This window comes from Geobacillus thermopakistaniensis (genome assembly GCF_000498995.1).
GTDB classification, from domain to species: Bacteria; Bacillota; Bacilli; order Bacillales; family Anoxybacillaceae; genus Geobacillus; species Geobacillus thermoleovorans.
Genome location: NZ_AYSF01000110.1, coordinates 1 through 6,187, shown reverse-complemented (window position 1 = coordinate 6,187; position 6,187 = coordinate 1). Strand labels below are relative to the sequence as shown.

Sequence of the window (6,187 nt, the reverse complement as noted above, 5' to 3'; positions counted from 1 at the left end):
GCATTTCGTGCGAAAAATCAGCCGAAAAAACGCGCGCGGGCCATTTTAGCGGAACTGGAGAAAGCGGCGGGAAAACAGGAAGCCGCCGCAGGCAGGATGGACGATGGCGCTTTGGCGGAAGCGGGTTTGGCTTTTCAGGGGAACGAAGCGTTAGACGTCGGCAGCAAGGTTGAGCGCGAGAAGGCCTCCCGTCCGTCAGCCGGCGCGGCGCGGGAGGGCGTTTTGGCGGAAGCGGCGTTTGAGCAGCTGAGCATGTTTCCTGACCTTGCCCCGGCGCCTGTGGAGCCGCCTCTTTCAAGCAAAGAGAAAAAGGCGCTCGCGGCGCTGAAAGAGATCAATTTGCTCGAGATGACGCCGCTTGAGGCGCTCAACAAACTGTATGAACTGCAAAAGCTCCTCAAGTAAAGGAGGGAGGCCCGATGGGACGCATCCGCAAGCTCGATGACCTGCTGGCAAACAAAATCGCCGCCGGCGAGGTCGTCGAGCGGCCGGCTTCGGTCGTCAAGGAGTTGGTGGAAAACGCCATTGATGCCCATAGTACGGTCATCAACATCGAGCTTGAAGAGGCGGGAATGGCGAAAATCCGCGTCATCGACAACGGCGACGGCATGGAGGAAGACGACTGCTTGCTCGCTTTTGAACGCCATGCGACAAGCAAAATTCATGACGAGCACGATTTGTTCCGCATCCGCACGCTCGGGTTCCGCGGTGAGGCGCTGCCGAGCATCGCTTCTGTATCCGAAGTGGAGCTGACGACCGGCACGGGCAGCGGACCGGGAACGAAGCTTGTGCTTCAAGGCGGCGCACTCGTCTCCCGCGAGCGGGCGGCGGGGCGCAAAGGAACGGATATTACCGTATCGAACTTGTTTTTCAACACCCCAGCGCGCTTGAAATATATGAAAACGATCCACACCGAGCTCGGTCATGCGGCCGACGTCGTCAACCGGCTAGCGCTCGCCCATCCGGACGTATCATTTCGCCTCCGCCACCAGGGCAAAACATTGCTTGCCACCAATGGCAGCGGCGATGTTCGGCACGTGCTCGCCGCTATTTACGGCGCCGAGACGGCGAGGCAAATGATCCCCATTGAAGCGGAATCGCTCGATTTTACTATTCGCGGTTACATTTCGCCGCCGGACGTGACGCGCGCCTCGCGCAACTACATCTCGCTTGTTGTCAACGGCCGCTATGTGCGCAGCGTGCCGCTCATGAAAGCGATTGAAGCCGGCTACCATACGCTCTTGCCGATCGGCCGCTATCCGATTGTGTTTTTATCCATTGAAATGGATCCGGTGCTTGTCGATGTCAACGTCCATCCGGCAAAGCTCGAAGTCCGCTTTAGCAAGGAAGCAGAGCTGAATGAGCTCGTCACAGACGCCATCCGCCAGGCATTTCGCAAGCGGACGCTCATTCCGTCCGTATCTGCCGACAGCAAGATGGCAAAACCAAAGGCGGAGCAGGCGGCTTGGACGTTCACTCATCGCGTCCGCGAGCCGTCTGTCTTATCGAGCGACATCGGCGGCGGGGAAGATGCGACCGCCCCTCTTGCGCCGCTAACCGGTGACGCACCGGCTGAGCGGCCATCCGCGGCTGTGCAGACGGATGAATGTGGAATACTGGACGAACATGGGCCCGCTTTTGAGCGAAAGCAGGAGGAAGAGGTGGGAGAAGAGCGGTGCTCTCCCCGCTTGCCGACAGATGGGCAAGCGGAGGATAAAGCGGCGGCCGATCGCCTGCCGCCGCTTTATCCGATTGGACAATTGCATGGGACGTACATTTTGGCGGAGAACGAACATGGGCTGTATATGATCGATCAGCATGCGGCTCAAGAGCGGATCAACTATGAATATTTCCGGGAAAAACTCGGCGAAGCCACGAAGGAAGTGCAGGAGCTGCTCGTTCCGTTGATGTTTGAATATCCAGCCGACGAGTACGAGCGGATCGCCGCCTGCCGCGATGAGCTGGCGCGCTGCGGCGTGTTTCTTGAGCCGTTTGGGCCGCGGGCGTTTCTCGTTCGCTCCCATCCGACGTGGTTTCCGAAAGGGAGAGAAAGGGAAATCATCGAGGAAATGATCGAACAAGTGTTGGCGGCCAAAACGGTCGACATCAAGCAATTGCGCGAACAAGCGGCGATCTTAATGAGTTGCAAGCGCGCCATTAAAGCAAACCAACATTTGCGCCAGGATGAACTGTTCGCTTTGCTTGAGGCGCTGCGGCAGACAACGGACCCATTTACTTGTCCCCACGGCCGGCCGATCATCGTTCATTTTTCGACATATGAAATTGAAAAACTATTTAAACGGGTGATGTAGCCTGCGCCCCCTTTGCGCGACAAAGGGGGCGCTTTTTGTAATCGTTTTGTAATCTACTTTTATTCTTTCTGTTACAGACGGATTGCTTTGATTTTACTATAATGGCTCATGTGTAGGAATACGTGGTGAATTTTGTAGAGTGATAGCGAATTTTGTATAAACATGGATACATAAAGATGGATACATCGACGTCATAGGGGGATGCAGCATGAAAAAGACGGTTGTATTGACAAGCACGTTGATCGGCTCGCTGTTGGCCGGCCACGCGGCATCGGCGGCGAGCTATACGGTGCAAAAAGGCGATACGCTTTGGAAGATTGCCCGGCAATCCGGCACGACGGTCGCCGCGTTAAAGCAAGAAAACGGTTTGTCTTCGGATTTGATTTTTCCCGGACAAGTATTGCGCGTCAATGAACCAAATAAATCGAACGAAACTTCTTCGAATACATATACGGTCGAGCCTGGTGATACGCTAAGCGGAATCGCCCGCAAGTTTAGCACGACTGTGGATGCGTTGCTCAAGCTTAATCCAAGCATTACGAACCCAGACTTCATTCGCGCCGGGCAGAAGCTGCAAGTAGCAGGGGAACAGGAACGTTCCAATACATACAATGTGCAGCCGGCAGCCGTGCCGACAAGCGGCCGGTATATCGTGCAGGCGGGGGATACGCTGCTTGAGATTGCGAACAAGTTTCAAACGACGGTCGACCGTCTATTGGCACTGAATCCGCAAATTACAAACCCGAACACCATCCGCATTGGCCAAGCCATTAAAGTGGCGGGCGGAACGACTGATGTCCGGGAGGCCAAGCAGCAAGTATCGGCCGCCAACTCGGCTGCCACTGAGTCGTCCGCATCGCTTGCCGACCGAATCATCGATATTGCGGAAAAATATTTAGGGGCGCGTTATTTGTACGGAGCAAGCCCGTCGCGCACCGATGTGTTTGACTGCTCATCGTTTACGATGCGCGTCTTCAGCGAAGCCGGCATTTCGCTGCCGCGCACATCCACCGCTCAAGCGCAAGCCGGAAGAACGGTGTCGTTTAACCAATTGCAAAAAGGCGATCTCGTCTTTTTTGACACCGATTCAAATGGGACGATCAACCATGTCGGCATTTACGCTGGCAACGGGCAAATGATCAACGCGACCGTTTCGTTGGGTGTTGCGTATTCGTCGCTGACGTCATCCTATTGGAAAACGCGGTATGTAAAAGCGGTTCGGGTCATCAACTAAATGAAAGACGATTAACGCAGCTGTTCGTGCGAAGCCTTAGGCGCTTCGGTGAACAGCTTTTTTGTTGTTCGTGCGAGTGAAAGCCGAATCCAACAAAGATGCAGGATGATGCCGCGGAAAAACGGGTTAGCGGTTTTGAGGCTTTCTGCTTTTAAGGCAACAAAAAACAGCAACAAGTACAAATAGTCCGGCTTTCTGGCGCGTATCATTTGGTGCCATGATGATTCATCATGTAAAATAAGATATTCATAGATGATCAAAAAGGAGGGCATTGGTATGAACAGCCGTCTGTCCGTGATGGTGAGCATTGTGCTGGCCATGCTCGTCGCCTCGATGGATACGACGATCATGAACACGACGATGCCGATCATCGCCAAAGAACTTGGGGGATTCTCCCTTTATGCATGGGCGTTTGCGTCATACATGATTACGACAACCGTCCTGTCACCGATTGCCGGCCGTCTGTCCGACCTGTTTGGCCGCAAAAACGTATTCAGCTTTGGCATCATTTTATTTTTGATTGGCTCGCTTCTTTGCGGTTTGTCGCAAAATATGGTGCAACTCGTCCTGTTCCGCGCCGTACAAGGGGTCGGCGCCGGGTTTATGATGCCGTTTCCGGCCATTATCGCCGGCGATTTGTTTCCGGTGGAAAAGCGCGGAAAGATCCAGGCGTTTTTTACCGCCATGTGGGGGATTTCCGCCGTCTTGGCGCCGCTTTTAGGCTCGCTGTTTGTCGAATACGCGACATGGCGCTGGATTTTTTATGTCAACATTCCCATTTGCCTGCTCTCGCTTGTGACGTTGTTTCCATATAAAGAAGTATATGAACCGAAGCGGGCGGCGGTTGACTATATGGGGGCGGTGTTATTTGCCGCCGCAGTCAGCCTGCTTTTGCTCGTCACTGTTGCGAAGCGCGGACAATGGTGGTACGGGGCGGCCGGTGCGCTCTTAAAAGTTGGCCGAAAANTTCTTTCGTCCGCCGCGGTGTTGCAATATTTTTCGGCGCTTTTTTTTGTTCATCACCGCACGCTCAAATGGATGAACATTAACGGCTTTGTCAGCTGCGTCGCGCTGTTTGGCACGTCAAGCTACATTCCGCTCTTTTTGCAAAATGTTGCTCATTTATCGGTATTTATCAGCGGCGTCGCTTTGCTCGGCTCGTCCGTTGGTTGGATGATCGCCGCCGTGCCGGCCGGGAAATGGATTTTGCGCTATGGCTACCGTCCGCTTCTCATCATCGGCAATGTGCTGCTGGTTGCGTCCGGCTTGCTTCTGGCGCTGCTGAACGAAAGTCACGGGTTTTGGTATGTGTTTTTCGTCATGTTTGTCCAAGGGCTGTCGTTTGGGTTGACCTCGACCGTCGGCGTCATCGGCTCGCAGCAGCTTGCGGACGTCCATGAAAAAGGAATCGCGACGTCCTTTTTTATGTTTTGCCGCAATATCGGCACGGCGATCGGCGTGACCGTCATGGGAGCGTTTTTGACGAAGGCGCCGACGTTTATGACCGGCATCCATCATTTGTTTTTATTCGGCCTCATTGGCAGCATCGCCGCGCTTGTCACCTCGCTTTTCATTCATGATGAAGCCGAAACCGGCCGAAACACGTGGCAGCCGGAAGGAACGGCGTAAGGCGGGGAAGCGGCATGGGGGCGGCCGGTTTGCTCTCCTTGCGAGTTTACGGTGAAAGAGGAGGCTCATTGAGAAAATCCAGTTGATTTTCTCAATGAAGCAGGCCTTTTCATCAAAGATGGCGAAAGAGCCAAAAAAAATACTAAACATTGGCTGTTATCATCCGATAATGTAGATGGAACAACATACTGATTCACAGACGGAGGACTTGCCAATGAACATGAAAATGACCGTGCGCAAAAAACTGCTGGCTGGCTTCGGCCTCGTCTACGTGTTGATCGCGCTGCTAGTCGGGTTTTCTTATTACGAAATTTCGACTCTTGACCGTACATACACCGATGTGATCGACAAACGGGTGACGAAGCTTGTCAATGCCAAAGAGCTTGAAGTATTGATCCGCCGCGAGGTCGGCAGCATGCGCGGCTATTTGTTGACCGGCGATGAGACGTCAAGGAAAAATTTTGAAAAAGCGCATGGGGAGTACAAGAAAATAAGCGAAAAGCTTGCGGCGGAGCTGACGCGGGAAGAAACGAAACAGTTGCTTGCCGAGCTCGATTTGCTTGAACAGCAGTTTTACGAACTTGGGCAAAAAACGTTCGACCTAAAAGCGCAAAACAAACCGGAGCAGTACATCGCCCTTGTGACCACAACAGGGCGCGACTTAACAACCCAATTTGATGAAAAGGTGAATCAATTGGTCGCTCTCCAGCAGCGGGAAATGAAGGAAGCTAATGATGATGCGAGCGCATCGGCGGCTGCGGTCCAGCGGCTGATCATCATCGTCGGCTTGTTGACGGCGGCGGCTGGAGCGACCGTCAGCTATTACATCAGCCGCTCGCTTTCCCGCCCGCTATTGGCGCTGTCGGAAGCGGCGAAGCGGATCGCCGCCGGCGATTTGACGGACGGGCGGCTCTCGGTTCGCAACCGCGATGAAATTGGCGCACTCGCCGCTTCGTTTGAGCAAATGGCGAAAAACTTGCGCGAATTTTCGGCCGATTTTTCGTTGGCGTTT

Annotated in this window: 5 protein-coding genes and 1 pseudogene; 5 read left to right on the top strand and 1 reads right to left on the bottom strand. The window is 53.9% G+C overall.

Annotated elements, in window-relative coordinates; all coding sequences use genetic code 11:
* The 3 genes and pseudogenes from T260_RS0121235 to T260_RS122365 form a co-directional block, all read left to right on the top strand.
* Positions 1-405 (top strand): annotated as a pseudogene (locus tag T260_RS0121235) (DNA mismatch repair protein MutS); the annotation flags it as partial.
* A 14-nt stretch (positions 406-419) separates the two neighbouring features.
* Positions 420-2,312: a DNA mismatch repair endonuclease MutL gene (mutL, locus tag T260_RS122360; protein ID WP_011230806.1), complete on the top strand. Its 1,893-nt coding sequence runs from the start codon at positions 420-422 to the stop codon at positions 2,310-2,312.
* A gap of 208 nt (positions 2,313-2,520) precedes the next feature.
* Positions 2,521-3,546 carry a C40 family peptidase gene (locus T260_RS122365; RefSeq protein ID WP_011230807.1) on the top strand — a complete coding sequence of 342 codons (1,026 nt, stop codon included), beginning with the start codon at positions 2,521-2,523 and terminating at the stop codon, positions 3,544-3,546.
* Positions 3,547-3,557: 11 nt separating this feature from the next.
* Here T260_RS122365 and T260_RS1000000140410 read toward each other — a convergent pair whose 3' ends face one another.
* A complete protein-coding gene (locus T260_RS1000000140410) occupies positions 3,558-3,728 on the bottom strand; it encodes a hypothetical protein (RefSeq protein WP_155824521.1) in 171 nt (56 codons plus the stop codon).
* 94 nt (positions 3,729-3,822) lie between these two features.
* On the opposite strand from T260_RS1000000140410, the gene T260_RS122375 reads away from it, so the two are divergent.
* Both T260_RS122375 and T260_RS122380 read left to right on the top strand, forming a co-directional pair.
* Positions 3,823-5,175 carry an MDR family MFS transporter gene (locus T260_RS122375; RefSeq protein WP_023634608.1) on the top strand — a complete coding sequence of 451 codons (1,353 nt, stop codon included), beginning with the start codon at positions 3,823-3,825 and terminating at the stop codon, positions 5,173-5,175.
* Positions 5,176-5,389: 214 nt separating this feature from the next.
* On the top strand, positions 5,390-6,187 hold a 798-nt coding region (locus tag T260_RS122380; RefSeq protein WP_023634607.1), incomplete at its 3' end, for a HAMP domain-containing protein.

Bases quoted from the DNA above. Each gene is read 5' to 3' on its own strand.
- mutL (WP_011230806.1), top strand. From the start codon at position 420: ATGGGACGCATCCGCAAGCTCGATGACCTGCTGGCAAACAAAATCGCC.
- T260_RS122365 (WP_011230807.1), top strand. From the start codon at position 2,521: ATGAAAAAGACGGTTGTATTGACAAGCACGTTGATCGGCTCGCTGTTG.